The 23,616-nt window shown below is 61.4% G+C and carries 19 protein-coding genes; 11 read left to right on the forward strand and 8 right to left on the reverse strand.

Going from position 1 to position 23,616, the window contains the following annotated elements; translation table 11 throughout:
- Nucleotides 1-10: 10 nt before the first annotated feature.
- Nucleotides 11-991, reverse strand: coding sequence for an ABC transporter substrate-binding protein (locus AB8A27_RS07540; protein WP_441241386.1), 981 nt, complete (start codon nucleotides 989-991; stop codon nucleotides 11-13).
- A gap of 187 nt (nucleotides 992-1,178) precedes the next feature.
- Between AB8A27_RS07540 and AB8A27_RS07545 the strand changes: the two genes are divergently transcribed.
- The 9 genes from AB8A27_RS07545 (at nucleotide 1,179) to AB8A27_RS07585 (ending at nucleotide 10,096) form a co-directional block, all read left to right on the forward strand.
- Nucleotides 1,179-2,039 carry an alpha/beta fold hydrolase gene (locus tag AB8A27_RS07545; RefSeq protein ID WP_441241387.1) on the forward strand — a complete coding sequence of 287 codons (861 nt, stop codon included), beginning with the start codon at nucleotides 1,179-1,181 and terminating at the stop codon, nucleotides 2,037-2,039.
- Nucleotides 2,040-2,042: 3 nt separating this feature from the next.
- Nucleotides 2,043-2,831 carry an enoyl-CoA hydratase-related protein gene (locus AB8A27_RS07550; RefSeq protein WP_441241388.1) on the forward strand — a complete coding sequence of 263 codons (789 nt, stop codon included), beginning with the start codon at nucleotides 2,043-2,045 and terminating at the stop codon, nucleotides 2,829-2,831.
- A gap of 42 nt (nucleotides 2,832-2,873) precedes the next feature.
- On the forward strand, nucleotides 2,874-3,683 hold the full coding sequence (locus AB8A27_RS07555; protein ID WP_441241389.1) for an SDR family NAD(P)-dependent oxidoreductase: 810 nt from the start codon (nucleotides 2,874-2,876) through the stop codon (nucleotides 3,681-3,683).
- 306 nt (nucleotides 3,684-3,989) lie between these two features.
- Complete coding sequence (locus tag AB8A27_RS07560; RefSeq protein WP_441244849.1) at nucleotides 3,990-5,210, forward strand: ABC transporter substrate-binding protein; 1,221 nt, start codon at nucleotides 3,990-3,992, stop codon at nucleotides 5,208-5,210.
- Nucleotides 5,211-5,280: 70 nt separating this feature from the next.
- Entirely contained in the window at nucleotides 5,281-7,179 is a 1,899-nt protein-coding gene (locus AB8A27_RS07565; RefSeq protein ID WP_441241390.1) for an ABC transporter permease, read from the forward strand.
- Nucleotides 7,176-7,943: an ABC transporter ATP-binding protein gene (locus AB8A27_RS07570; RefSeq protein WP_441241391.1), complete on the forward strand. Its 768-nt coding sequence runs from the start codon at nucleotides 7,176-7,178 to the stop codon at nucleotides 7,941-7,943. Before AB8A27_RS07565 ends, AB8A27_RS07570 begins: the two co-directional genes overlap by 4 nt.
- Nucleotides 7,943-8,671: an ABC transporter ATP-binding protein gene (locus AB8A27_RS07575; protein ID WP_441241392.1), complete on the forward strand. Its 729-nt coding sequence runs from the start codon at nucleotides 7,943-7,945 to the stop codon at nucleotides 8,669-8,671. The genes AB8A27_RS07570 and AB8A27_RS07575 overlap by 1 nt, the downstream gene beginning before the upstream one ends.
- A 69-nt stretch (nucleotides 8,672-8,740) precedes the next feature.
- Complete coding sequence (locus tag AB8A27_RS07580; protein WP_441241393.1) at nucleotides 8,741-9,202, forward strand: MarR family winged helix-turn-helix transcriptional regulator; 462 nt, start codon at nucleotides 8,741-8,743, stop codon at nucleotides 9,200-9,202.
- A gap of 114 nt (nucleotides 9,203-9,316) precedes the next feature.
- Nucleotides 9,317-10,096: an enoyl-CoA hydratase/isomerase family protein gene (locus tag AB8A27_RS07585; protein ID WP_441241394.1), complete on the forward strand. Its 780-nt coding sequence runs from the start codon at nucleotides 9,317-9,319 to the stop codon at nucleotides 10,094-10,096.
- A 23-nt stretch (nucleotides 10,097-10,119) separates the two neighbouring features.
- Here AB8A27_RS07585 and AB8A27_RS07590 read toward each other — a convergent pair whose 3' ends face one another.
- The 5 genes from AB8A27_RS07590 to AB8A27_RS07610 all read right to left on the reverse strand — a co-directional run bounded on the left by AB8A27_RS07590 (nucleotide 10,120) and on the right by AB8A27_RS07610 (nucleotide 17,479).
- A complete protein-coding gene (locus AB8A27_RS07590; protein WP_441241395.1) occupies nucleotides 10,120-12,432 on the reverse strand; it encodes a xanthine dehydrogenase family protein molybdopterin-binding subunit in 2,313 nt (770 codons plus the stop codon).
- On the reverse strand, nucleotides 12,429-12,908 hold the full coding sequence (locus AB8A27_RS07595; RefSeq protein ID WP_441241396.1) for a (2Fe-2S)-binding protein: 480 nt from the start codon (nucleotides 12,906-12,908) through the stop codon (nucleotides 12,429-12,431). The genes AB8A27_RS07590 and AB8A27_RS07595 overlap by 4 nt, the downstream gene beginning before the upstream one ends.
- Complete coding sequence (locus tag AB8A27_RS07600) at nucleotides 12,905-15,271, reverse strand: xanthine dehydrogenase family protein molybdopterin-binding subunit (protein WP_441241397.1); 2,367 nt, start codon at nucleotides 15,269-15,271, stop codon at nucleotides 12,905-12,907. Before AB8A27_RS07600 ends, AB8A27_RS07595 begins: the two co-directional genes overlap by 4 nt.
- Entirely contained in the window at nucleotides 15,268-16,125 is an 858-nt protein-coding gene (locus tag AB8A27_RS07605; protein WP_441241398.1) for an FAD binding domain-containing protein, read from the reverse strand. Before AB8A27_RS07605 ends, AB8A27_RS07600 begins: the two co-directional genes overlap by 4 nt.
- A gap of 157 nt (nucleotides 16,126-16,282) precedes the next feature.
- The gene (locus AB8A27_RS07610; protein WP_441241399.1) at nucleotides 16,283-17,479 is read right to left on the reverse strand and encodes an NAD(P)/FAD-dependent oxidoreductase; all 1,197 of its coding nucleotides are present in this window, start codon (nucleotides 17,477-17,479) and stop codon (nucleotides 16,283-16,285) included.
- A 375-nt stretch (nucleotides 17,480-17,854) separates the two neighbouring features.
- Between AB8A27_RS07610 and serA the strand changes: the two genes are divergently transcribed.
- Together serA and AB8A27_RS07620 are read left to right on the forward strand one after the other, a co-directional pair.
- Complete coding sequence (serA, locus tag AB8A27_RS07615) at nucleotides 17,855-19,123, forward strand: phosphoglycerate dehydrogenase (protein ID WP_441241400.1); 1,269 nt, start codon at nucleotides 17,855-17,857, stop codon at nucleotides 19,121-19,123.
- Nucleotides 19,124-19,688: 565 nt separating this feature from the next.
- Nucleotides 19,689-21,971, forward strand: a complete 2,283-nt coding sequence (locus AB8A27_RS07620; protein ID WP_441244850.1) for a TonB-dependent receptor — start codon at nucleotides 19,689-19,691, stop codon at nucleotides 21,969-21,971.
- 36 nt (nucleotides 21,972-22,007) lie between these two features.
- Here the strand turns inward: AB8A27_RS07620 and eda are convergent, their stop codons facing one another.
- Nucleotides 22,008-22,667 carry a bifunctional 4-hydroxy-2-oxoglutarate aldolase/2-dehydro-3-deoxy-phosphogluconate aldolase gene (eda, locus tag AB8A27_RS07625; RefSeq protein WP_441241401.1) on the reverse strand — a complete coding sequence of 220 codons (660 nt, stop codon included), beginning with the start codon at nucleotides 22,665-22,667 and terminating at the stop codon, nucleotides 22,008-22,010.
- Nucleotides 22,668-22,687: 20 nt separating this feature from the next.
- Nucleotides 22,688-23,611 carry a sugar kinase gene (locus AB8A27_RS07630; RefSeq protein WP_441241402.1) on the reverse strand — a complete coding sequence of 308 codons (924 nt, stop codon included), beginning with the start codon at nucleotides 23,609-23,611 and terminating at the stop codon, nucleotides 22,688-22,690.
- Nucleotides 23,612-23,616: the final 5 nt, after the last annotated feature.

Consider the following 23,616-nt stretch of genomic DNA (forward strand, 5'->3'; position numbering starts at 1 on the left):
TCTCGCCTCATCAGGGGGCATAGATGATCGCTTCGTCAGGCAGCTTTGGATGGAAGCCGGCGGCGACGGCGCGCTCGAACGTATCCCAGATGCTCTTGCGTTCGGTGGCGTCCCATGCCGGCTTGGCGTCGAAGTCCCAGCGTTTGGCGAGCACGGCTTCCTTCAAGATGCCGGGAGGCAGTTTGACAGTCTCGACCGCAATCTTGTCGGCACCATCCGGATCGGTGCGCAGATATTTGGTGACGTCCGCCAGCGCGGCGACGAATTTCTTGGGCGCGTCAGGGGCCTTCTTGATGGCGTCCTCGCGCATGGCATAGACCAGCTCCCAGCCGGTGGTACCAGCGATCTCCTTCCAGCCGTCATTGGCGTTGAAGATGATCTTCAGCGACGGATCGTCCTTCATCATCATCGTGGCAATCGGCTCGATGATCATCGCAGCATCGACGCGGCCGGCGGCAAGCTGTGCACGCGCCACGGCGAAGTTGGCGTTTACCAGTGTCATGTCCTTGGCGAGATCCATCTTTTTGGATTTCGCGTAGATCGATAGAATCTGGAATTGCCCGCTGCCCATGTCGGCGGCGAGTTGCTTTCCCCTGAGGTCGGCGAGCGACTTGATGGCGGGGTCCTTGGTGACAATGACGAGATCGGCGAGCGTCGCACCTGTTGCAACGATTTGCAGCGGCACACCTTCGAGACGCAGCTTCTGGAAATAGGTCGGTCCGCCGATCAGTGTGTCGATTTCGCCGGTGGCGAGGCCTGCATAGTAAGCGGAGAAAGAAGGGTAGACCTGAACCTCTGCCTCGAAACCGTTCTTGGTATCGAACTTCTGCGCCTTCATGATGTTGACGATGATTGGAGCGAAGACGGGAAGTGTCAGACTACCCACGCGGATTTTTGTCGGCGCCTGCGCCTGCGAGTTTGTTGCGAGCGCGCTGCTCATCAGCGTAGCAGCCGTGCCCATTGTGAAGGCGCGTCGCGAAAGTCCGGTCATGACATCTCCTCAAGAAACGTTGTGGCGCGTGGCTTTTCGACCGGTTTATGCGGCGTTGCGATATTCGTTTGTTTGCAAATGATATGCCAAAATTGAATCCACTAAATCCTCTTGCAGTCGTGAAATAACGCTACTAGCATTTCGTTTGTGTGCAAATGAAATCTGCTCTGACTGCAGGAGGCGACGAATGCCGCACGTGACGACGCCCGACGGGACGCAACTCTATTATGAGGAAGTCGGCACCGGGAGTCCTGTGGTTTTCGTCCATGAGTATGCGGGAGATTACCGCACCTGGGAGCCGCAGCTTCGCTACTTCTCGCGCTCCTATCGTTGCATCACCTATAGCCAGCGTGGTTATCCGCCATCGGACGTGCCGACCGATCCTGCGCGCTATGGCCAGGATATCGCGCGCGACGACGTCGTCGCACTTATGGATGCGTTGAAGATCGACAAGGCGCATATCGTCGGGCATTCCATGGGCGCATCGACGGCGCTGCATGTTGGTATTCACTATCCAGGCCGCTGTTTGTCGGTGACCGCAGCCAGTTGCGGCTATGGCTCCAGCCCTGATCCTGCTTTCGTCGAGCAGGGCCGTGCAGCCTCGCGCGAGACTGCCAAGATGTTCGAGACGGTCGACTTTCCGACTGCTGCAGCGCGCTATGCCGATGGTGCAACGCGTCAGACGCACAAGAACAAGGATCCGCGTGGTTTCGCCGAGTTTGCGCGGATGCTGGCGGATCACTCCCCGGTCGGGCATGCGCTGACCATGCGCGAGCTGCAGGCCAAGCGGCCGATGCTGTGGGAGATGAAGCCGCAACTCGAGAAATTCACGCCGCCACTGCTGATCATCGTTGGCGACGAGGACGATTGGTGCCTCGATCCCAGCATCTTCCTCAAACGCACGGTGCCGACGGCAGGTCTTCTGGTATTGCCGCGTGCTGGTCATACCATCACCAGCGAAGAGCCCGCGGCATTCAATGCAGCGCTGGCTGAGCTTTTCCCGGCGGCCGAGTCCGGTCGCTGGATGTCGCACAAGCCGGCGGTTTGAGCGATGAGCACGCCCGGCGATATCATCATTGATATTGCGGACGGTATCGCGACGCTGCGTCTGGCCAATCCGGCACGACGTAACGCGATCTCCACGGCGATGTGGAACAAGATCGCCACTTTTGCCGGCAATGTGGCCACCCGCAAGGATATCCGCGTTGTGGTCATCCGCGGCGAGGGCGATCTGATGTTCTCGGCCGGCGCGGATATTTCTGACTTCGCCACGGCGCGGAGTGGCGAGGGCAATGCCCGCGCCTATGACGATCTGGTCGAGAATACCTGTCTGGCCATCGAGGCGATTCCGCAGCCGACCATTGGGTTGATCTATGGCGGCTGCATGGGCGCCGGGTCATCCGTTGCCGCGAGTTGCGACATGCGCGTTGCTGCGGATGATGCCTTCTTTGCAGTGCCCGCCGCCAAGCTTGGTCTGGGGTACGATCCGCGCGGCATTGCGCGCTTCATCCGCGTGTTCGGCGCCGGTGCGACGCGGCAAGTCCTATTTACGGCCGATCGCCTGCCTGCCATGCGAGCTCATGCGCTGGGCGCGGTGCATGTCATCGCACCGAAGGCTGAGATTGAAACGCTGGCTGGCGAGCTTGCAAGGAAGATCGCGGGCAACGCGCCTCTGACGATCAAGGCGGCCAAGGCTGCCATTCGTGCGCTGAGTACGAACAATGCCGAGCTCCTGGCTGAAGCCGAGCAGTTCTATGCTGCGGCTGACGCCAGCGCCGACTACGCCGAAGGCCGCAAGGCTTTTGCCGAGAAACGACCCCCGCGCTTTACGGGAAGCTGAATTTATCATTTCCATTTCTGCCAACCCAAGAAGGATACGCACATGGATCTCCAACTCAAAGGCAAATGCGCTCTCGTCACCGGCGGCAGCGAAGGTATCGGCAAGGCGATCGCCATGACGCTGGCGAAGGAGGGCGTCAATGTTGCCATCTGCGCCCGCCGCATGGAGCCGCTGGAGAAAACGGCTGAAGAAATCCGCAATGCTTACGGCGTGACGGTCGTCGCCATCACCGCCGACCTGACCAAGGATGCGGACGCCAAGACCTTCGTCGAGAAAGCCGCCAAGGAGCTCGGCAGCATCGACCTGATGATCAACAATGCAGGCTCGGCGCCGGGCGGCGTGATCGAGACGCTCACCGAAGCCGACTGGGAACAGGCGCTGCAGCTCAAATTCATGGGCTATGTGCGCTGCCTCCGTTATGCGTTGCCGATCATGGTCAAGCAGGGCGGCGGTCGCGTCGTCAACCTGATCGGCAATGACGGCGTCAAGCCATCCTATTGGGAAATCGCGCCGGGTGCGGCGAACGCTGCCGGGCAGAACATGACCCTGTCGCTCGCAGGTCAGTACGGCCGCCACAACATCTCGTTCTGCGCCGTCAATCCGGGCCCGGTTCGTACCGAGCGCTGGGCCGGCCTCGTCAACGCCATGTCGCGCGACATGAAGATTTCCTACGAGGAAGCCGACAAGCTGGCGCCGGCCTCGATCCCGCTCGGCCGTATCGCCGAAGTCGAGGAAGTTGCAAACCTCGTGGTCATGCTCGCGTCACCTCTGGTGCAGATGGCGAACGGCACCATGATCGAAATCGATGGCGGTCAGGACAAGGCGCTGATGGACCGTTTCCGCGACCGGTAGTCGTCAAACCAGGACGCGCGGCGGCGGAATATCCCCGCCGCGCATCTCTGCGAAATTACGTCGCAGTTGCGCACGCAATCTGCGGACATCGGATGATCAAAACTTCAGCGGTGTGCTAGGCATGTTGCACCAAGACCGGTCTTGACAACAAAGAGGGTGCGCCGGACTATTTGCGTACAAACTAATTCGCGTTGCAAACACGGGGCTGCAAGCGACGCAAGGGCGAACGGTCGATCCGTTTCTTGCGAAGGCTTCGGCGAGAATCACTTCTATCGCAAACGTCGATCACAACGGAGTTCGATCATGATGACGGCTCGTTCCCTTCACTCACTCGCGATTGTCGGCACCTTGGCCAGCGCACTGACATTCTCGTTCGGCCATGCGGCGCGCGCCCAGGACACGATCAAGATCGGTGAGCTCAACAGTTACAAGACGCAGACCGCGTTCCTCGATCCCTACAAGAAGGGCTGGGAACTGGCGATCGAACAGATCAATGCCAAGGGCGGCGTGCTCGGCAAGAAGCTTGAAGTGATCTCGCGCGACGATGGTTCGACGCCGGGCGATGCAGTGCGCGTGGCCGATGAACTGGTGACGCGCGAAGGCGTCAACATCATCGCGGGAACGTTCCTGTCGCATATCGGCCTCGCGGTGACCGAATTCGCCGGCAAGAAGAAAGTATTCTTCCTCGCGGCTGAGCCGCTGACCGACAAGATCACCTGGCAGAACGGCAACAAGTATACGTTCCGCCTGCGTGCCACGACCTATATGCAGGTTGCGATGCTGATGCCGGCCGCGGTTGCGGCGAAGAAGAAGCGCTGGGCGCTGGTCTATCCGAACTTCGAATACGGCCAGGCTGCAGTCGCGACCTTCAAGGAAATGCTGAAGGCACAGCAGCCGGACGTTGAATTCGTCACCGAGCAGGCGCCGCCGCTCGGCAAGGTCGATGCCGGCGCCGTTGTGCAGGCCATCGACGATGCCAAGCCGGACGCGATCTTCAACGTGCTGTTCGGTGCGGACTTCTCCAAGCTTGTGCGCGAGGGCACCACACGCGGCGTGTTCAAGGATCGCACCGTGGTGAGCCTGCTGTCGGGCGAACCGGAATATCTCGATCCGGTGAAGGAAGAAGCACCGGTCGGCTGGATCGTCACGGGCTATCCCTGGGACAAGATCAAAACCCCGGAATACCTGGCGTTCCTGACGGCCTATCAGAAGAAGTACAACGACTATCCGCGTCTCGGTTCGATCGTTGGCTATGTCACGATGACTTCTCTGGCTGCCGGTATCGCCAAGGCGGGTTCGACGGACACCGACAAGCTGATCGCCGCCTTCGAAGGTTTGAAGCTCGACAGCCCGTTCGGTCCGTTCATGTATCGCGCCAGCGATCACCAGGCGACGATGGGGGCTTACGTAGGCAAGATCGCGCTTGAAGGCGGCAAGGGCACCATGGCCGACTTCAAATATGTCGATGGCGCAACGGTGCTGCCCAGCGACGCTGAAGTTAAGAAGCTCCGTCCCGTGACCGAGTAACAGGAAGTACGACGATGATCGCCGTTGATACTCTCCCCGCACGTTCAACGCGGGGAGGGGGATTCCTCCGATGAGTTTCAACGCGTTCTTGTTTCAGGCACTGAACGGCCTGTCTGCCGCTTCCGGCCTGTTCTTCGTCGCTGCCGGGTTGTCGCTGATCTTCGGCGTTACCCGGATCGTCAACATCGCTCACGGGTCCCTCTATATGATCGGGACCTATATCGCCTACAGCATCGCCACCAAGGTCGGCGGTGCCGTCGGCTTCTGGGGCGGCATCGTGCTGACCGCCTTGCTGGTGGCCCTGATCGGCGCTGCCATCGAGATCCTTCTGCTGCGGCGGATTTATCGCGCGCCCGAACTGTTTCAGTTGCTCGCCACTTTCGCGCTGGTACTTGTCATCAACGACGCGACGCTGTGGATCTGGGGTCCAGAGGATTTGCTTGGCCCGCGTGCGCCTGGCCTGACCGGCTCCATCGAGGTGCTCGGCCGCCGGCTGCCTACTTATGACATCTTCCTGATTTTCGTCGGCCCCTTCGTGCTCTGGATGCTGCATCTGGCGCTGGCCAAGACCCGCTTTGGCCGTCTGATGCGTGCGGCTACGCAGGATCGTGAGATGGTCGGCGCGCTTGGCGTCAATCAGGCCATGCTGTTTACGGGCGTGTTCGCGCTCGGCGCCTTGCTTGCCGGCCTTGGCGGTGCCCTGCAGATCGCGCGCGAACCTGCAACATTGGCGACCGACTTGATCGTAATCGGCGACGCTTTCGTCGTGGTGGTCGTCGGCGGTATGGGCTCGATCTCAGGCGCCTATCTCGCGGCGGTCATCATCGCCGAGGTGAAGGCGCTGTGCATCGGCCTTGGCGTCGTCAGTTTTGGCGGCTTCACGGTGAACTTCTCGAAGCTCACGCTGGTGGCGGAATTCCTTGTGATGGCTGCAGTGCTGATCGCGCGACCCTATGGTCTGCTCGGTCGCGAGCAGGTGGCGGTGCGCAGTGTCGCCGAACCCGAAGAGCCACTGCGTCCGGCGACGCCGGTCACGAAGATTGCTGGCCTTATTCTGCTTGTCGTCCTCGTGTGTCTCCCGCTGATCGCCAAGAGCTCGCCCTATACGCTCGTGCTCGGCATCGACGTTCTGATTGCCGTGCTGTTCGCCACCAGCCTGCATTTCATCATGGGGCCGGGCGGCATGCATTCGTTCGGCCACGCGGCCTATTTCGGCCTCGGCGCCTATGGAGCAGCATTGCTGGTGAAATGGTTTGCTGCGCCGATGGGGCTGGCGCTGGCCGCCGCGCCGGTGCTGGCGCTGGTCGGCGCATTGTTGTTCGGCTGGTTCGCGGTGCGTCTGTCCGGTGTCTATCTGGCGATGCTCACGCTGGCTTTTGCCCAGATCGTATGGGCGGCCGTGTTCCAGTGGGAAACACTCACAGGCGGCTCCAACGGAGTGCTCGGCATCTGGCCGTCCGCGCCGTTCGATACGCGTGGGCCGTTCTATTTCCTGACGCTGGCTCTGGCCGCGCTCGGAGTGTTGCTGCTTCGCAAATTCCTGTTCGCGCCATTCGGTTACGCGATGCGGGCAGGGCGTGACTCTCCCTTGCGTGCTGAGGCTATCGGTCTCGACGTCAAGCGGGTGCACTGGCTCGCTTTCGCGATTGCTGGGGCAGTCTGCGGCATTGCCGGCGGCTTATTCGCTTTCGCGAAGGGATCGATCTCGCCGGAGACGATCGGCGTCAGCCGCTCCATCGATGGTCTCGTCATGGTCCTCCTTGGTGGCATTCAGACGTTGACCGGCCCGATTGTCGGTGCGTCGGTCTATGCGGTGCTGCAGGATTTCATGATGCGGTCGACAGAATACTGGCGAGCGCTCCTCGGTGGCATCATCCTGCTGCTGGTGCTTGCGTTCCCGAGCGGCATCGTCGGCGGCTTCGTCAAACTGATTTCGCGCGGCAAAACAACATCAAAGGCCGCATCATGAGCGACCTCGCTATTCGCTCTCTCTCAAAATCCTTCGGCGGCGTTCGTGCCGTCAATGAGGTTTCGTTTGACATCAAGCGTGGTGAATTCCTCGCACTGATCGGCCCCAATGGCGCTGGTAAGTCGACCTGCTTCAACATGATCAACGGCCAACTGCCGCCGGATTCGGGTGAAATCTGGTTTGAAGGCGCCAAGCTCAACGGCAAGAAGCCGCGTGACATCTGGCGGCTTGGTATCGGTCGTACCTTCCAGGTGGCCGCCACGTTCAATTCGATGACGGTCGTCGAGAATGTGCAGATGGCGCTGATCTCTCACGCCAATCAGGTCTATCGCCTGTGGAAGCCGGCATCGTCGCTCCATCGCACCCGCGCGCTGGAACTGCTGGCTCAGGTCGGCATGCAGGATGCTGCCGATCGGCCCAGCCGCGAGCTGGCTTATGGCGACGTCAAGCGCGTCGAATTGGCGATCGCGCTGGCCAACGATCCGCGGCTGCTGCTGATGGACGAGCCGACCGCCGGCATGGCGCCCAAGGAGCGTAACGACCTGATCGCGCTGGTGAAGCGTCTGGTGATCGAGAAGGGCATCTCCGTGCTGTTCACCGAACATTCGATGGACGTTGTCTTTGCCTTTGCCGATCGCATCATCGTCCTGGCGCGGGGTCGTTTGATCGCCGATGGCGATGCAAAGTCGATCCGCGACAATCCGCAGGTGAGGGAAGTGTATTTCGGCACCGGCAAGACATTCCAGAAATCGGAGGGCCACTGATGAGCGCTCCGATGCTGTCAGTCGAAAATCTCGGCGCTTCCTACGGCGCGGCGCAGATTCTCTATGATCTCAGCCTGAATGTCGGGCGGGGCGAAGTTGTCGCACTGATGGGCCGCAACGGCGCCGGCAAGACCACGACCATGAAGGCCATCATGGGCCTGATGGCGCAGTCTACCGGCAAGGTCCAGTTCGACGGCCACGACATCTCTGGCAAGCAGCCTTTCGAGATTGCGCGGCTTGGCCTCGGTTTCACGCCGGAAGACCGCCGCATCTTCTCCGATCTGACGGTACTGGAAAATCTCAATATCGGCCGCCAGCCGCCGCGCAAGTTCAGCGACGGCGTGCCGGCGCCGGTCTGGACCGAGGAGAAGTTGCTGGCACTGTTTCCCAATCTTGGCGAAATGCCGAACCGCCCGGGTGGCCGGATGAGCGGCGGCGAGCAGCAGATGCTCACCGTGGCGCGCACGCTGATGGGCAATCCGCTGCTGATCCTGCTGGATGAACCCTCGGAGGGGGTTGCCCCCCTGATCGTTGAGCTGATGGCCAACACTATTCTGGAGCTCAAGAAGGCGGGGGTGTCGATCCTGCTATCGGAGCAGAATGTGCACTTTGCCGAACTGGTCTCGGATAGGGCCTATGTCCTCGAAAAGGGCCAAATCCAGTGGAATGGCACCATGGCCGAGCTTGCGGAGAATATTGATATTCAACGGGCCTATTTGACGGTGTAACGATCAAAACTTCATCTGTCGCAGCAACCGAAGATCGTCCATAACTAGCGCGAGATCATCGGGGATGACATGGCGCAGAAACCGAGCAAGCTGAAGGCCCTTCCGGCCGCGGAGCCGTCGCCGGACTATGTCCTCGACGCCCAGGTCGGTTTCCTGATGCGCGTGGCGATGCAGCGCCACACCTCCATCTTCATGTCCAACATGATCGAGGATTTGACCCAGACGCAATTCGCGGTGCTGGCGAAGCTGCATGAGGTCGGTCCAAGCTCGCAGAACCATCTCGGACGGCTGGTCTATCTCGATGCTGCGACCATCAAGGGGGTGGTGGACCGGCTGGGCCTGCGCGGCTTCATCACCACCGGCAGCGATCCCACAGATCGTCGCCGCCGTGCCGTGTCGTTGACCGAGAAAGGCACCCGCGTGGTCGATGCCGCCATCCGTGTCGCCGCGGAAGTCAGCGCCAAGACGCTCCGGCCGCTCTCGGCCGAAGAGCAGCGCACGCTGACGCGACTGTTGAAGAAGATCACCTGATTCCCGCCGGACGTTCAGCGTATTGCCTCTCGCGGCTGCCTTCGGCTCCGTGTCGCCTCTTGATAAGGCGTCCGGACCAAGCTACGGACGCGTTCAAAGATGCGCGGGGGAAACATGGCCGATCAGATCGTCCGTTACGAGGTTATCGATCGCATCGCGCGGATCACGCTCGATCGTCCGCCCGTGAATGCATTGAATCTGGAATTGATCCGCGCGGTCGTTGCCGCATTTGAGCGTGCGGCCGATGACAGGTCAGCGCGAGTGGTCTTGCTCTCAAGCGCGGTGGCGCGGCGGTTCTCGGCCGGGCTCGATCTCGACATTTTGCTGGGCCAGCCCGTCGAGGAGATCCGCAAGTTTCTGCAGGAACTCTACATCAACCTCTATGACGCGCAATATAATCTCGGCAAGCCATCGGTTGCCGTGGTGAATGGAGCCGCACGTGGCGGCGGCATGACCATGGCTGTGTCATGCGATGTTCTGCTTGCGGGCGAAAGCGCCACCTTCGGTTATCCCGAAATCGACGTCGGCGTCCTGCCTGCGATCCACTTCGCGCATCTGCCTCGTATTATCGGTCGGCACCGGGCTTTCGAGCTCCTGTTCAGCGGGCGTGTGTTCGACGCGAACGAAGCGCTTGCGCTCGGGCTGATCAATCGGGTGGTCGCGGATGCTGATCTCGATGCAGCGGCGCTGGACATGGCAGCGGGTTTTGCAGCCAAGTCAGAGACTGTCCTGCGGATGGGGCGGGCCGCTTTCATGCGGCAGATTGATCTCGACTACCGGCGCAGCATCGCCAATGCCGTCGAGGATTTCTGCAATGTTGCGGTGACCGACGAGGCGCAGGAAGGGCTTCGGGCTTTTGTCGAGAAGCGGAAGCCGGACTGGAAGGCGCACTGACACGGCTGCGTGTCGGGAGTTCCCTAGGCCTTCTGACTGATCAATGCCTTCACGCGCTGTGGCGACACCGGAAGCTGCGTGATGGCGCCGGGTTGGCCGAGTGCATCGTCAATCGCCGCAGCAATCGCTGCCCCAACGGCATTCGTTCCACCTTCACCGGCACCTTTGAGGCCCATCGGGTTGAGCGGGCTGGGTGCATCCTCGGAAATGATCACTTCGACATCAGGCACTTCGCGCGCTGTGGGCATCAGATAATCCGCAAAGGTCACCGCCAGTGGCTCGCCGCGGTCGTCATAGCTGAACTCCTCATACAGCGCGCCGCCAATGCCTTGCGCGACGCCGCCAACGATCTGGCCGTCCACGAGCATCGGGTTGATCGCCTTGCCGATGTCATAGGCGACGAGATAGCGCTCGACGCTGATACCACCTGTGTCTTGCGCCAGCGAGACGACTGCGACATGAACGCCATAAGGGTAGGTCATGTGCTTGGATTCGAATGACGCTTCGGCGAACAGGCCCGGCTCGCTATCGCCCACCAGATTGCCGCCCGGCTCGAGCGCCTTTGCGATTTCGGCAAGCGTCATCGACGGGCCGGTGCTGTCATCGAGGCGGACGATCTCGCCATCGACGATATCGAGTTGATCGGCCGTCAACTGCATCAGTTCGGCTGCGGCCGCGAGAGCCTTGTCGCGCAGTTTCAGCGCGGCTTGCCGCGTCGCTTCGCCAGTCATCACGGAAACGCGCGAGGCGAAGGCGCCGAGACCTCTGGCAATACGATTGGTCTGGCCGTGGATCACGCTGACATTGTCGTAGCTGGCGCCGAGTTTCTCCGCGCAGATCTGTGCAATGACCGTTTCGACCCCCTGGCCAACAGAAGCGGCGCCGGTGATGACCTCCACACGACCGTCGACACCCACAGTGATGCGGACGTCATCGAACGGCCCAAGGCCGCTTTTCTCGACAAACATGGCGACGCCCGCGCCGACCAGCTCGCCGGCCTTGCGGCGTTGCTCAATCTGCGTCTGCAACGCGTCCCACCCAATGCCGTCCAACGCCTTGTCCAGCAGTTTCGGATAGTCGCCGGAATCCAGCACGATGTCAGTACCGAGCGTCTCCAGAGCGCGCGTTACCGGCATCTCGCTGAGCGCGATCAGGTTGCGACGGCGGACCTCGACGCTGCTGATCCCGACTTTGGCCGCGACTGCATCCAGCAATCGTTCGCGCACAAAAGTGCTCTCATAGCGGCCGGGCGCGCGATAGGTCCCGCCGGGTGTCTTGTTGGTCAGCCTGATATGGCCGAGCACGCGATAGGCGGGAATGCGATAGGGGCCGGGCAGCATTGCGGCGGCGAGGTCGGGCACGGTTGCGGCATGCGTGCGCATATAGCCGCCCTGATCGTGGAAGAACTCGTTGTCGATGGCTAGGATGTTGCCGTCTTTATCGATCGCTGCGCGAATGTGATGGGTTTGCTGCCGCGAATGATTGGCGGCGATGAGGTGTTCGCGGCGATCCTCAATCCATTTCACCGGGCGGCCGAGGCGCAGCGCGGCCAGACACACCAGCACGTCCTCGGGATACATCTCGCCGCGAATGCCAAAGCCGCCGCCGACATGACCTTCGAACAGGTTGGTATTGGCGGCGGTGCGACCGAACATCTTGGCAAGCTGGTCACGATTCCAGTGCGGGACTTTTGCCGCGCCGTACATTTCCAGCATGTCGGTCTCGGCAATGTAGCGGCCGATGGCACCACGCGTTTCCATCGGCACGCCGGAATGGCGGCCAATGGACAGCGACAGGCTGACCACGGCATGCGCATTGGCGAAGGCTCCATCGACGTCGCCATAGCCCTTCTCGATCAGCGCGGTTTCGGTGGGCAACCCGTCTCGGAATTCACCGATCTCGCCGTCTGCATGCAGGATGACCGGCAGTTCCTCGATCTCGACCTCGACATGCTCGGCGGCATCCTCGGCGAGATAGGGATCTTCGGCAAACACCACGGCGACGGGATCGCCGACATAGCGCACCTTGTCCTTGGCCAGAATGGTCTGGCGATAGGCGGCAAGCTGTTCGAGCCGTGTCAGGCGAAAATCGATGGGCGGAATATCGGCAACGTCAGCAAAGCTCCATGCGGCGACGACACCGGGAATGGCCAACGCCGGGGCCAAATCCACGGAGACGATGTTGCCGTGGGCATAGGTCGAACGCACCACGCGCATATAGAGCTGGTTCGGGAAATTGATGTCCGCAGCAAACTTGCCCTGGCCGCGCAACAGCGGTCCGTCTTCTTTGCGGGTGACGGACTTGCCGACCAGCGTCGCTTTCGCGGCAGCGTTCACGACTGGCGCATCTCCACGGCGGCAGCACGCACTGCCTTGATGATGTTCTGATAGCCTGTGCAGCGGCACAGATTGGACGAGAGCACGTCGACCAGATTCTCGTCGGAAATATCCGGCTCGCGTTCCAGCACGCCGACGGCGAGCATCAGGAAGCCCGGCGTGCAGAAGCCGCATTGCAGGCCATGGTTTTCCATGAAGGCGCGCTGCATCGGATGCATCTCGTCGCCATTGGCGAGACCTTCGACGGTTCGGATCTGCTTGCCGTCGGCCTGCTGCGCGAACATCAGGCAGGACCGCACCGGCTCGCCATTTACCAGCACGGTACAGGCGCCGCAAACGCCGTGCTCGCAGCCGATGTGGGTGCCGGTCTGGCCGCAGTCTTCGCGGATCGCATCAGCAAGAGTGCGGCGCGCCTCCACGCGAATGGCGTGAGACTGGCCGTTGATGGTGAGGGTGATGTCGCTCTTGTCGCTCATGCGAGCCTTCCCGTGCTTGGGATTTTCTCCGGCAATTTTCCGCAGTTGCGCAAGGCAGCGCGAATACGCTGCGGCGTTGCCGGCATTTCGTCGATGGAGACTCCAAACGGAGACAGCGCGTCGTTGATCGCCGAGATCACGGCCGCCGGCGCGCCGATGGCACCGCCTTCGCCGAGGCCCTTGGCCTTGGTGATGGAATTGCCGGTCAGGGTCTCGATATGATGCAGCTCGATCTCGGGAATCTCGTGCGTCGTCGGTGGCAGGAAATCCGCCAGCGTGCTGGTCAGGATATTGCCGGTCTCGTCATAGATGATCTCTTCCAGCAGCGCATTACCAATGCCCTGTGCAACACCGCCGTGGACCTGACCATCGGCGATCATGGGATTGATGATCAGCCCCGCGTCTTCGGCGACGAGAAATTTCTCCATCTCGACGCGGCCGGTCTCGATATCGACCTCGACGACGGCGACGTGGCAGGCGTTGGAGAATGTCCCGGATGGATCATAGGTGCCGGTCTCGGTGAGGCCGGGCTCAATCTCACCCTTGAAAATATGGGTCTGGTGGTAGGCCGCGCGCGCCATCGATGCGATCGTCACGGAGCGGTCGGTGCCGATCACATGCGCCGAGCCGGACTGTAGCGTAATGTCTTCGGGCGCGGCTTCCAGCAGATGGCTCGCCATCTTCAGCAGTTTGGCGCGGATCTTCTGCGCCGCCAGCAGGCTGGCGCCGCCGGACAGCACCAGCGAGCGGCTGGCAAAGGTGCCCCAGCCATAGGGCGCGCGATCGGTGTCGCCGTGAACGACCTTGATGAATTCCGGATCGATCCCGATCTCGTCGGCAATGATCTGCGCCAGCGATGTGCGCAGGCCCTGACCGTGAGGTGACGAGCCGATCCGCGCTTCGACGAAGCCCGAGGGATCGATGGTCAGATACACGGTCTCGAAGCCCGGTGTGATCTCCATGCCGCGTGCCGCGAAAGCCGGGCTGCCATAGCCTGTGCGTTCGGAGAAGGTGGCAAAGCCGATACCGAGATAACGGCCTGCATCACGTGCAAGCTTCTGGCGTTTCCGGAATGCATCGAGGTCGATGGCCTTAATGGCCATCTCCATGGTTTCCTTGTAGCTGCCGTCATCGAAGACGAGCCCGGTCGCCGACGTGTAGGGAAACTTGTCGATCAGGTTGCGGCGGCGCAATTCGGTCGGTTCGATGCCGAACGCGGCGCCGGCCTTGTCCATTAGCCGTTCGAGCACGAAGGTGATGACCGGCCGCGAGACGCCGCGATAGGGCGCCATCGGGCAGGTATTGGTCATCACGCCGCGTGAACGACAATCATAGGCACGCACATCGTAAGGACCAGGCAATTCGGCCAGCGCCATCAAAGGCTCGACGCCGCAGGTCGTGGGAAAGCAGGAATAGGCGCCGATATTGGCGACGATGTCGCCGCGCAGCGCGAGCAGTTTGCCGTTTGCGTCGAACGCGCCTTCAAGCTGAACGTGCTGGTCGCGGCTGTGAAAGCTGGCAATCAGGTTCTCACGGCGATCCTCGGTCCAGGCCACCGAGCTGCGCAGTTTGCGCGCGAGCCAGACCAGCAGCACATATTCCGGGGCCAGCGACATCTTCTGACCGAAGCCGCCGCCGACATCGGGGGCGATGACGCGCAGCTCGGATTCGGGAATGCCGAGGATGTCGCAGACGGCGGTGCGCGTCAGATGCGGCATCTGCGTGGTGCAGGTCAGCGTGACGCGCCCTGTCGAACCATCATAGGCGGCATGGCCTGCGCGCGCCTCCATCGGCGTCGCATTCTGCCGGCGCGAGCGCGCTTCGACATGCAATACCCTGTGCGCAGTCTTCCAGACATCGTCGAAGCCCGGTGTCGCGATGCGGCCTTCGACGATGACATTGTGTTTGGTGTCAGCGTGAACCAGTGGCGCGTCCTCCGCGAGCGCATCCATGGAGTCGATCAGTGGCGTGCCTTCGGTGATTTCCACCTCGACCTGGTCGGCGATGTCTTCTGCCTGATCCTTGCTGGGCGCGTAGACGGCGGCGATGGATTCGCCGGTGAAGCGCACGACGCCATCGGCGAGGATCGGCTGGCCGACCGCGACATAGTTGAACTTGCTTAGCATCGGCCGGATCGGCTTCAGCTTTGCGAGATCTTTTGCCGTGACAATGCCTGCGCCATCCGGCGCGCTGATGTTCTTGATCGTTCCGGCGGCAACGCTGCTTCGGACGAAACGTACCCAATGCGTGGCCGGCATATCCGCGGTGAAACGGCCGCGGCCAGTGACGAGGGCGGGATCCTCGAGGCGGCGGATGGAGCGCCCGACCCAGGTCGTTCCGGAGCCCTTGGTGTGCACCGTCATTGCGTTGAGCGCTCCAGCGCGCGGCGCGTGACGGCGCGGACCAGATCGCAGCGATATTCGGCTGTGGTCTGAGCATCCTCCAGTGGCTCGATCGCAGTGGCGGCCGCTTCACCGGCCGCGACGAACAGTTCGGGCGAGGGGGCCTGACCGTTCAGGACATTCTCGGCTTCCGGAATGCGCCGTGCACGATCCTCAGCGCCGCCAATGCCGACACGAGCGTCAGTGATCACCCCATCGACAAGCCGATAGGTGACCAGCGCCGCCGACATCGCGAAATCTCCGGCGCGGCGGCTGAATTCGTAGAAGCCGAATTTGGTATCGTCAGGCAGCAGCGGCAGACGCGCTTCGGCGAGAAATTCGTCCTCGGCCAGCGACGTCGACATGATGCCTTCGAGGAAATCCGTGACATCAACGATGCGTTCGCCGCGCACGCTCTTTACGACGAGTTGCGCATCGAGCGTCGCCGCGACAAGACACCATTCCGACGCGGGGTCCGCATGGGCGAGGCTGCCGCAAAAGGTGCCGCGCATGCGGATCGGATAATGCGCGATGTGGCTGACGACGAAAGCGAGCAGCTTTCCGAGCGGTCCGTCGATTACCGGCTTGTGGAATGCGCCATGACGCACGCGCGCGCCGATCGACAGATAGTCGCCATCGACAGCGAGGCGGTCGAGCCCTTCGACCTCGTTGATATCGATCAAATGCGCCGGCCGCGCCATGCGGAACGCCATGATCGGCACCAGGCTCTGGCCACCCGCCAGAATGCGGCCATCGAGCGGCGCAAACTCCGCCAATGCACTCACAACTTCATCCACGGTGCGTGGCACGTGCCTTGTGAACGGCGCCGGCTTCATGCGGAAAACCCCGGGCAGGAGGGCCAAAATTCACTTGTATGCTAACAATCGGCTTTTGGAAGTCAATCAGGATCGCTGACGCAAAACGGTGCGTTCAGCGCCTGCGTTTTCATCACATGGGGATAGCTGAAAATCGCCGAGTCGCGCGCGCCAAGTTTCAGGCCATGTCGCGTTGCAGCGCGAAATCGTCGAGCAACGGAGAGCGTTTGCCCGCGATCAGTCCGCCGATCAGCTGCGCTGCGAGATAGCTGAAGGTGATGCCGTTGCCGCCATAGCCATAGGCGGCATAGAGATGCGGATGTCCGGGCACCGGGCCGATCAGGGGGAGGCCGTCGCGCGTGGTATCGAAGGTGCCGGCCCAGCGGTAATCGATTGCAAGCTCGGCGCGCGGCCAGAGGGCAGCGAGCTTGTCCGTTAGCGCACGCGCCTTGGCTGGGATGAGGGCATCGCGTGCATCGGGATCGATAATCTTGTCGCTGTCTTCGCCGCCGATGATGATCCGGCCCGACGCGGTGGTGCGGGCGTAGAGATAATCCTTGCTGTCTTCCCAGATCAGGATGCCGTCGCGCCAGAGTCGGTCTGGCTGTGGCTTCGTCGCGATCGCCCAGCTCGATGACGGCTTCTGCACAGAGGTTTGTACTATGTCGGGCATCACATAGCCCGTCGCCAGCACGACATGGCGGGCTTCGATGGTGCGGTCGTCCGTCAACTGGACGCCGACCGAATGGCCTGCGGAATCGAACGCGCATGTTTCGGCCTCGAACAAGCGCGCGCCTCGCGACGTCGCGACATTCAGCAGTCCCAGTGCCAATTGCAATGGATTGGAATCTGCCGAGCCCGGCGAGACAATGGCGCCCGACCGGGCAATGTCGTATTCAGACAGGAGCGCCTTGTGATCGAGGAATGTGCCGGGCAGGCCGGCACGGGCACGAAGCGCGTGTTCCTCGACCAGTTCCTTGGCGCTCTCGCCTGCGGCGAGATAGAGCGATTCCTTGGTGCGCATGTCGCAGCGCAGATCGAGCGTCCGGACGAGTGCTTTCAATCCACCGACGGCCTCATAGCTGGCGCGATAGGCGCGCACGGCACGCTCATAGCCGAAGAGACTTGTCAGCTCATGCAATGAGCGATCAATCTCCCACAGCAGCATTGACGTACTTGCCGCCGTGCTGCCGCGCCCGGGCAGTTCGCGATCGACGATGACGACATCCAGTCCCTGCCGCGTCAACTGCTCGGCCATCAGGGCACCGGTGATGCCGCCGCCGACGATCAGCGCATCGCAGGCGATGTCTTCGGTGAGGGGCCGGCGGGGGACATGTTGCAGGCCGGCAAACCACGGCGAGTGGCCGCCGCGCAAATCAGCATGCTCGGTAGTATCGGGATCGAGATCGGAAATGGGGGCACCATGCTGCTGGGGAGGGCAGGCGCAGTTGGCGCCTGACGCTGAATTTGTATGATAATTTTCCGGAGCGCGTTCCGTTCCTTGAGAAGGCTGTAAGGACGGAGCGGCTGGTCCAGATTCTCGCAGTTTCGCATGCAGTCTTAGGCCGGCGTCTCCTGCGTCCTCGATCAGACATAAGTGATTTCAACGAGTTAGATACCCGTAGCAAGATCGGCGCAGTGACGTTAAACAGGCGTCAAATCAAACCAGACGATGTGAGCCGGACCATCCGGGGCTTTGCCGCTCCAGCGTGGTTTCCGTCTCATTCACTGCTCGAAGGACGCCGCGACCGTGACCAAGAACAGCCTGCCTTTGCCGCAGCTTTCCCTCCCGAAAGACAAGATCAAAATCCTTCTGCTCGAAGGCGTGAACGACAGCGCGGTCGAGTTGATTGGAGCGGCAGACTATTCCAGCGTGACGCGGCTCTCCAAAGCGCTTGGTGGCAATGAGCTGAAGGAAGCGCTCAAGGGCGTCCACATTCTCGGTATCCGGTCGCGCACGCAGATCACCCAGGACGTGCTCGATGCTGCAGACCGGCTGATCGCGATCGGCTGCTTCAGCGTCGGCACCAATCAGGTGGACATTGACGCCGCGCGGCGATCAGGCATTCCGGTGTTCAATGCGCCGTTCTCGAACACGCGCTCGGTTGCCGAACTGGTGATCGGCGAGATCGTCATGCTGTTCCGCCGGATCATCTCGCGCTCCAATCTGGCGCATGAAGGCGGTTGGGAGAAGTCGGCCAATAACAGCTATGAGGTGCGTGGCAAGACTCTCGGTATCGTTGGTTACGGCAGCATCGGCTCGCAGCTTTCGAATCTGGCTGAAGCGCTGGGCATGCGCGTGATCTTCTACGATCACACCGACCGGCTGCGTCACGGCAACACCGAACCTGTTGGAAGCCTGCAGGAACTGCTCGCGCAGAGCGACGTGGTCAGCATGCATGTACCGGAGACACCGGCCACGCAGGGGATGATCGGTCGCGACGAATTCGCCGCCATGAAGGATGGCGCCTATTTCATCAACAACAGCCGCGGCACGGTGGTCGATCTCGACGCGCTTGCCGAGGCCTTGCGCAACGGCAAGCTCCGCGGCGCTGCCGTCGACGTATTTCCCGTTGAGCCCAGCTCCAATCAGGAGCGTTTCGTGACCCCGCTGCAGGGTCTGGAGAATGTCATCCTGACGCCGCATGTCGGCGGCTCTACCGAAGAGGCCCAGGAGCGCATCGGCGCGGAAGTCGCACGCAAGCTGATCGACTACAGCGACAGTGGCTCGACCATGGGCGCGGTGAACTTCCCGCAGGTGCAGCTTCCGGCGCGCCCATCGGGCACGCGTTTCATTCAGGTCCAGCGCAACGTTCCGGGCATGCTGGGACGGCTGAACGAAGTTCTGGCGCGCCATGCAGTCAACATCGCCGCGCAATATTACGAGACCAGCAACGACATCGGCTATGTCGTGCTCGACGCCGATGCGTCCGCAGCGGACAGCGAGCGGGTGCTGGCGGATATTCGGGCGCTGGAAGGTACGATCCGCGCGCGCTTGCTCTACGAATACAAGGATTGAGCGGCGGGTCTGCTGCACGAACGACATGGAAAGTCGATTGCTCTGCGCAGGCTGCCGGGTCAGTCAGTCTGCTCGATGCTATGAAAGCAGGGCGATTGCATTAACAGGCGACGTCGGCCCATCGAACCACCGCCAGAGCTCACCACGTTCCTTTTGATTTGCGCATCTTGAGATGCTGAAAATTGTCGTCGTCACAATGGCGATGACGGAACGATATGGCTACGCGCAACAGTCAGCTGTGACGAGCTCTGGAGCGTTCCCGAAAAAGCTCGGCCTATTGCGTTGCTGCATCCAGTAAAAGCAAGGCTCGCTGATGTGAGCGCTTCGTCTATCTTTCCTGCCAGATTTCAACAGCACTGATTTTGAATCTTCTCAAAGCACTTTTGAATCTTTCCAGACACGATTCCAACTGACTCAAGTCGTCGATGATCGAGACATTCTAAATCGCAGCGCATGCATTAGCGTTGCGGTGACGATGGCGTCTCTCTAGATCTGCGCTGCAGATCACGAGCAATCGGTTGCCGATAAGGTGACCGACGTGCTGTTGATGAGGGGCTTTCTGGGAATGCGAGTTGCGGGTGGGGTTCGGACGGTGGCTCGCTTTGGCGTAACACTGTTAGGTGGGGTGGCGTTAGTGGCGTGGTTTGAATCGCCTGCTCAATCTCAAACACCGCAAGGCACCACCGCTCTTCCTCCTGTGACCGTCGATGCTCCGACGCAGCGGTTGGTTCGCCGTGCACCGACCAAGCGAAATGTCGCCGGGGTCCGATCAGCCTCACGGCGCGCGACGGCGCCCGACGCTCCGCAAGCCCAAACCGTCGCAGTGCAATCGCGATCGTCGCAGTCGGGTGTCGTGCCTGCCTTTGCAGGCGGGCAGGTCGCTCAAGGCGGACGGCTGGGACTGCTCGGGAACACCGATACGATGAAGTCGCCGTTCAATGTGACGAGCTACACGGACAAGTTCATCCGGGATCAGCAGGCGGCGACGGGCGCGGATGCCTTGATCCTGGATCCTTCCGTGCGCAGCTCCCACCCAACGGGCGGTGTACTCGATTCCTTCAATATTCGCGGCTTCCCGATCAACGAAGGCAACAGCGGTGAGTTCGCCTTCGAGGGCCTTTACGGGATCGCGCCGTCATACCGCATCTTCACGGAATACGTCGAGCGCATCGAGGTGCTCAAGGGCCCCTCGGCCGCGCTCTCGGGCATCGCGCCCAACGGCGGTGTCGGCGGTGTCATCAATGTCGTGCCCAAGCGTGCGGGAGAGGACTTGACCCGCTTCACTGCGGGTTACGGTTCTACCGCGCAGTTCGGTGGTCACTGGGATATTGCGAGACGTTACGGTGACAGCAAGGAATGGGGCCTGCGCGTCAACGGCAGCCTGCGCGACGGCGATACGCCCATTGACCGTCAGTCCGAGATGACAGGTGTCGGATCGCTGGCCCTCGACTATCAGGGCGAACGGTTCAGGTCCTGGCTCTACCTCATCGCCCAGACTGATCGGTTCGACGCTCCGTCACGTCCGTTTCTCATGGCTCCCGGCCTGCCAGTGCCGAAGGCGCCGGACGGTCGGCTGAACGTGACGCAACCCTGGGAATGGTCGCACATCAATGATCAATCTGCCCTGCTGCGTACCGAATACGATGTCAGCGATCAGGTTACGTTGTTCGCCGATGTCGGCGGATCTCGGACCAACGTGGAGCGCTTCTTCGGTCTTCCGACGATCATCAATACCAGCGGCGACACGACCTCAACACCTCAATTCTTCGGGCTTAGCATCGATCGAACCACATATGATGGCGGCGTCCGCGCCCGCTTCGATACCGGCGTCGTCCACCATGCCGTCGCATTTCAGGCCTCGGTCTATCATGATGCGCTGTATCGGCGGCTCACCAACGGCAGTCTGGTCACGTCGAACATGTATAGTCCGACGGTGGCGCCGACCCAGTTCGCGAACGAGATCAGCGAGCGCCCTCGGCTCTCGGACAGTGAACTCACGGGACTCTCGATTGCTGACACCTTGTCCGTGCTTGATGAGCGCGTCTTGTTGACTTTAGGTGTCAGGCGCCAGGGCATCGAGGCGAACAACTATCTCTCCAATGTTGGAACACTCACGTCGTCCTACGACAGGAGCGCGACGACCCCGGTGGTCGGTCTCGTGATCCGGCCCCTGGACAACGTTTCTCTCTACGCGAACTATATCGAAGGTCTCAGCCGCGGCGACGTCGCGCCCCAGACAGCTTCCAATTTCGGCGAAGTACTCTCGCCTTACATCGCCAAACAGTACGAGGCGGGCATCAAGGTGGACTTCGGCCGGTTCACCACCACCTTCAGCGCCTTCGAGATATCGAAGGCGAGCGGCGAGCTGTCCGCCGGGCGCTTCGCGGCGACCGCCGAACAGCAAGTCCGTGGGCTCGAGTTCAACGTCTTCGGCGAGCTCATGTCCGATATTCGTGTCCTCGGAGGCTTGTCGCTGCTGGATGGTACCCTGACGAAGTCCGCCGTCGCGGCTAACGTGGGCAACACGCCAATCGGCGTTCCGAATCTACAGGCGAATATTGGAGCCGAATGGGATCTCCCATGGGTGAGGGGGCTTACGTTGAATGGGGCGGTTATCTACACGGGCAAGCAGTTCGTCGATACGGCGAACAAGCAACCGATCCCGGACTGGACGCGGCTCGATCTCGGTACCCGTTACACGACGGCGATCAACGGCAGGAAGACGGTCTTCCGCGCGAACGTTCAGAATGTGACCGGTGAGAATTACTGGTCCAGCGTAGCCTCATTCGGAACGTTCTTCCTGGGAGCACCGCGCACATATCTCCTGTCGATGACTGTGGACATGTAATCGCTGGATTTTGTCCTCAGAGACGATGATTGTCCTTCAAGGAGCCAGGATGTCCATCGCCTGGCGAGCTTGCGCGGTAATGCTGTCCCAATTGCCCGCTTTGATATCCGGCACAGGGCAGAGCCACGACCCACCGACCGCGACAACGTTGCGTTCGGACAGCCACTCGGCGGCATTGGCGGCACTGATGCCGCCGGTCGGACAGAAGCGGGCATTCGGGAATGGTCCAGCCAACGCGCGCAATGCCGGTATTCCGCCCGCCTGTTGTGCCGGGAAGAATTTTACGATCTCAAAACCATGTGCCAATGCCGCCATCAATTCGGACGCCGTCGCGATTCCCGGGACGAAAGGAATATGGCTTCGCGAAGCCGCCTGAAGCAGTTCAGGTGTAGCCCCGGGGCTGAGGGCAAACTTCGCGTCGATAGACGCGGCTCGTTCAAGGTCGGCGCCATTGAGCACGGTACCCAGTCCGACGATTGCGTCGGGCACTTCCGCGATGATCGCCTTTGCAGCCTCGAGCGCGGCAGATGTCCGCAGCGTGATTTCGAGTACGCGGATTCCGCCGGAGACGAGCGAGCGCGCCAGTGGCACGGCATCCTCGACGCCATCGATGGTGATCACAGGGACTACTCTCGCCGCGCCGAGAATTCGGACAAGCGCTTCCTGCCGGGAGACAGACGTCGAATGATCGGTCATGAGCTTTCTCGCCAGTTGGTTCAGTTACGGGCCACGCCGCCCGGCATGGCCGATCGGGGAATGATAGCGCCGGGATAGCGCACGACGGTGCCGGCAAGACGATGGCCCGCTTTCGCGGCCTCGACGGGGCCGGCACCGCCAAGGCGCGCTGCAAGATATGCCGCCGAGAAGCTGTCGCCTGCGGCTGTGGTATCGACCACGCGGTCGATCGGCGTCGCCGGGATGATCTGGTCAATGCCCGGCGCGCGCACGCGACATGATGGTTCGACCAGTTTGAGAACGAGCTCGGGAACGCGAAGGCGCGTCACGACGTCCTTGACCTCCGAATCGCCGAACAACATGTCGAGGTCTTCGACAGATGCCAGGATAATGTCGGCGACTTCGAAGACATCATGATAGGCGCGCTGTGCAGCCGCGCGATCAGGCCAGCCCCGGGGCCTGAAATTAGCATCGAATGCGACCCGGCCGCCCGCCTTGCGAAGACGATCGAGCGATTGCATCAGCAGCTTGCGTCCAGCCTCGTCATAAAGCGACAGCGTGATGCCCGAGAGATAGACGAGGTCATACGTCAACAGCCCCTCGAGAATGGCGGGCGTTTCGGGCAGCGACAACAGGAGACGCGCCGCCGAACTTTCCCGCCAGTAGTAAAAGCGACGCTCGCCATTGGCGCCTGTCTCGATGATGTAAAGGCCGGGCAATTTTCCCGGCACTCGGACGACACGATGGGTGCCGATCCCCTCGGCCTGCCATCCGGCGATCATCTGATCACTCCATGGATCATCGCCGAGCGCGGACACATAATCGACGGCCAATCCAAGCCGCGCACAGTAGATCGCGGTGTTGAGCGTATCTCCACCATAGCCGAGCGTATGATGGCCGGGTAGCGGCTGCGTCAGCTCCATCATGCACTCGCCGATGCAGGCAATTTTCGACTTATCCGGCATGGATC

Source organism: Tardiphaga sp. 768_D3_N2_1 (assembly GCF_052076105.1).
Taxonomy (GTDB): Bacteria; Pseudomonadota; Alphaproteobacteria; order Rhizobiales; family Xanthobacteraceae; genus Tardiphaga.

Excerpts from the sequence above, each read along its gene's own strand:
- AB8A27_RS07540 (WP_441241386.1), bottom strand. The coding sequence starts at position 991 with ATGACCGGACTTTCGCGACGCGCCTTCACAATGGGCACGGCTGCTACG.
- AB8A27_RS07545 (WP_441241387.1), top strand. The coding sequence starts at position 1,179 with ATGCCGCACGTGACGACGCCCGACGGGACGCAACTCTATTATGAGGAA.
- AB8A27_RS07550 (WP_441241388.1), top strand. The coding sequence starts at position 2,043 with ATGAGCACGCCCGGCGATATCATCATTGATATTGCGGACGGTATCGCG.
- AB8A27_RS07555 (WP_441241389.1), top strand. The coding sequence starts at position 2,874 with ATGGATCTCCAACTCAAAGGCAAATGCGCTCTCGTCACCGGCGGCAGC.
- AB8A27_RS07560 (WP_441244849.1), top strand. The coding sequence starts at position 3,990 with ATGACGGCTCGTTCCCTTCACTCACTCGCGATTGTCGGCACCTTGGCC.
- AB8A27_RS07565 (WP_441241390.1), top strand. The coding sequence starts at position 5,281 with ATGAGTTTCAACGCGTTCTTGTTTCAGGCACTGAACGGCCTGTCTGCC.
- AB8A27_RS07570 (WP_441241391.1), top strand. The coding sequence starts at position 7,176 with ATGAGCGACCTCGCTATTCGCTCTCTCTCAAAATCCTTCGGCGGCGTT.
- AB8A27_RS07575 (WP_441241392.1), top strand. The coding sequence starts at position 7,943 with ATGAGCGCTCCGATGCTGTCAGTCGAAAATCTCGGCGCTTCCTACGGC.
- AB8A27_RS07580 (WP_441241393.1), top strand. The coding sequence starts at position 8,741 with ATGGCGCAGAAACCGAGCAAGCTGAAGGCCCTTCCGGCCGCGGAGCCG.
- AB8A27_RS07585 (WP_441241394.1), top strand. The coding sequence starts at position 9,317 with ATGGCCGATCAGATCGTCCGTTACGAGGTTATCGATCGCATCGCGCGG.
- AB8A27_RS07595 (WP_441241396.1), bottom strand. The coding sequence starts at position 12,908 with ATGAGCGACAAGAGCGACATCACCCTCACCATCAACGGCCAGTCTCAC.
- AB8A27_RS07600 (WP_441241397.1), bottom strand. The coding sequence starts at position 15,271 with ATGACGGTGCACACCAAGGGCTCCGGAACGACCTGGGTCGGGCGCTCC.
- AB8A27_RS07605 (WP_441241398.1), bottom strand. The coding sequence starts at position 16,125 with ATGAAGCCGGCGCCGTTCACAAGGCACGTGCCACGCACCGTGGATGAA.
- AB8A27_RS07620 (WP_441244850.1), top strand. The coding sequence starts at position 19,689 with ATGCGAGTTGCGGGTGGGGTTCGGACGGTGGCTCGCTTTGGCGTAACA.
- eda (WP_441241401.1), bottom strand. The coding sequence starts at position 22,667 with ATGACCGATCATTCGACGTCTGTCTCCCGGCAGGAAGCGCTTGTCCGA.
- AB8A27_RS07630 (WP_441241402.1), bottom strand. The coding sequence starts at position 23,611 with ATGCCGGATAAGTCGAAAATTGCCTGCATCGGCGAGTGCATGATGGAG.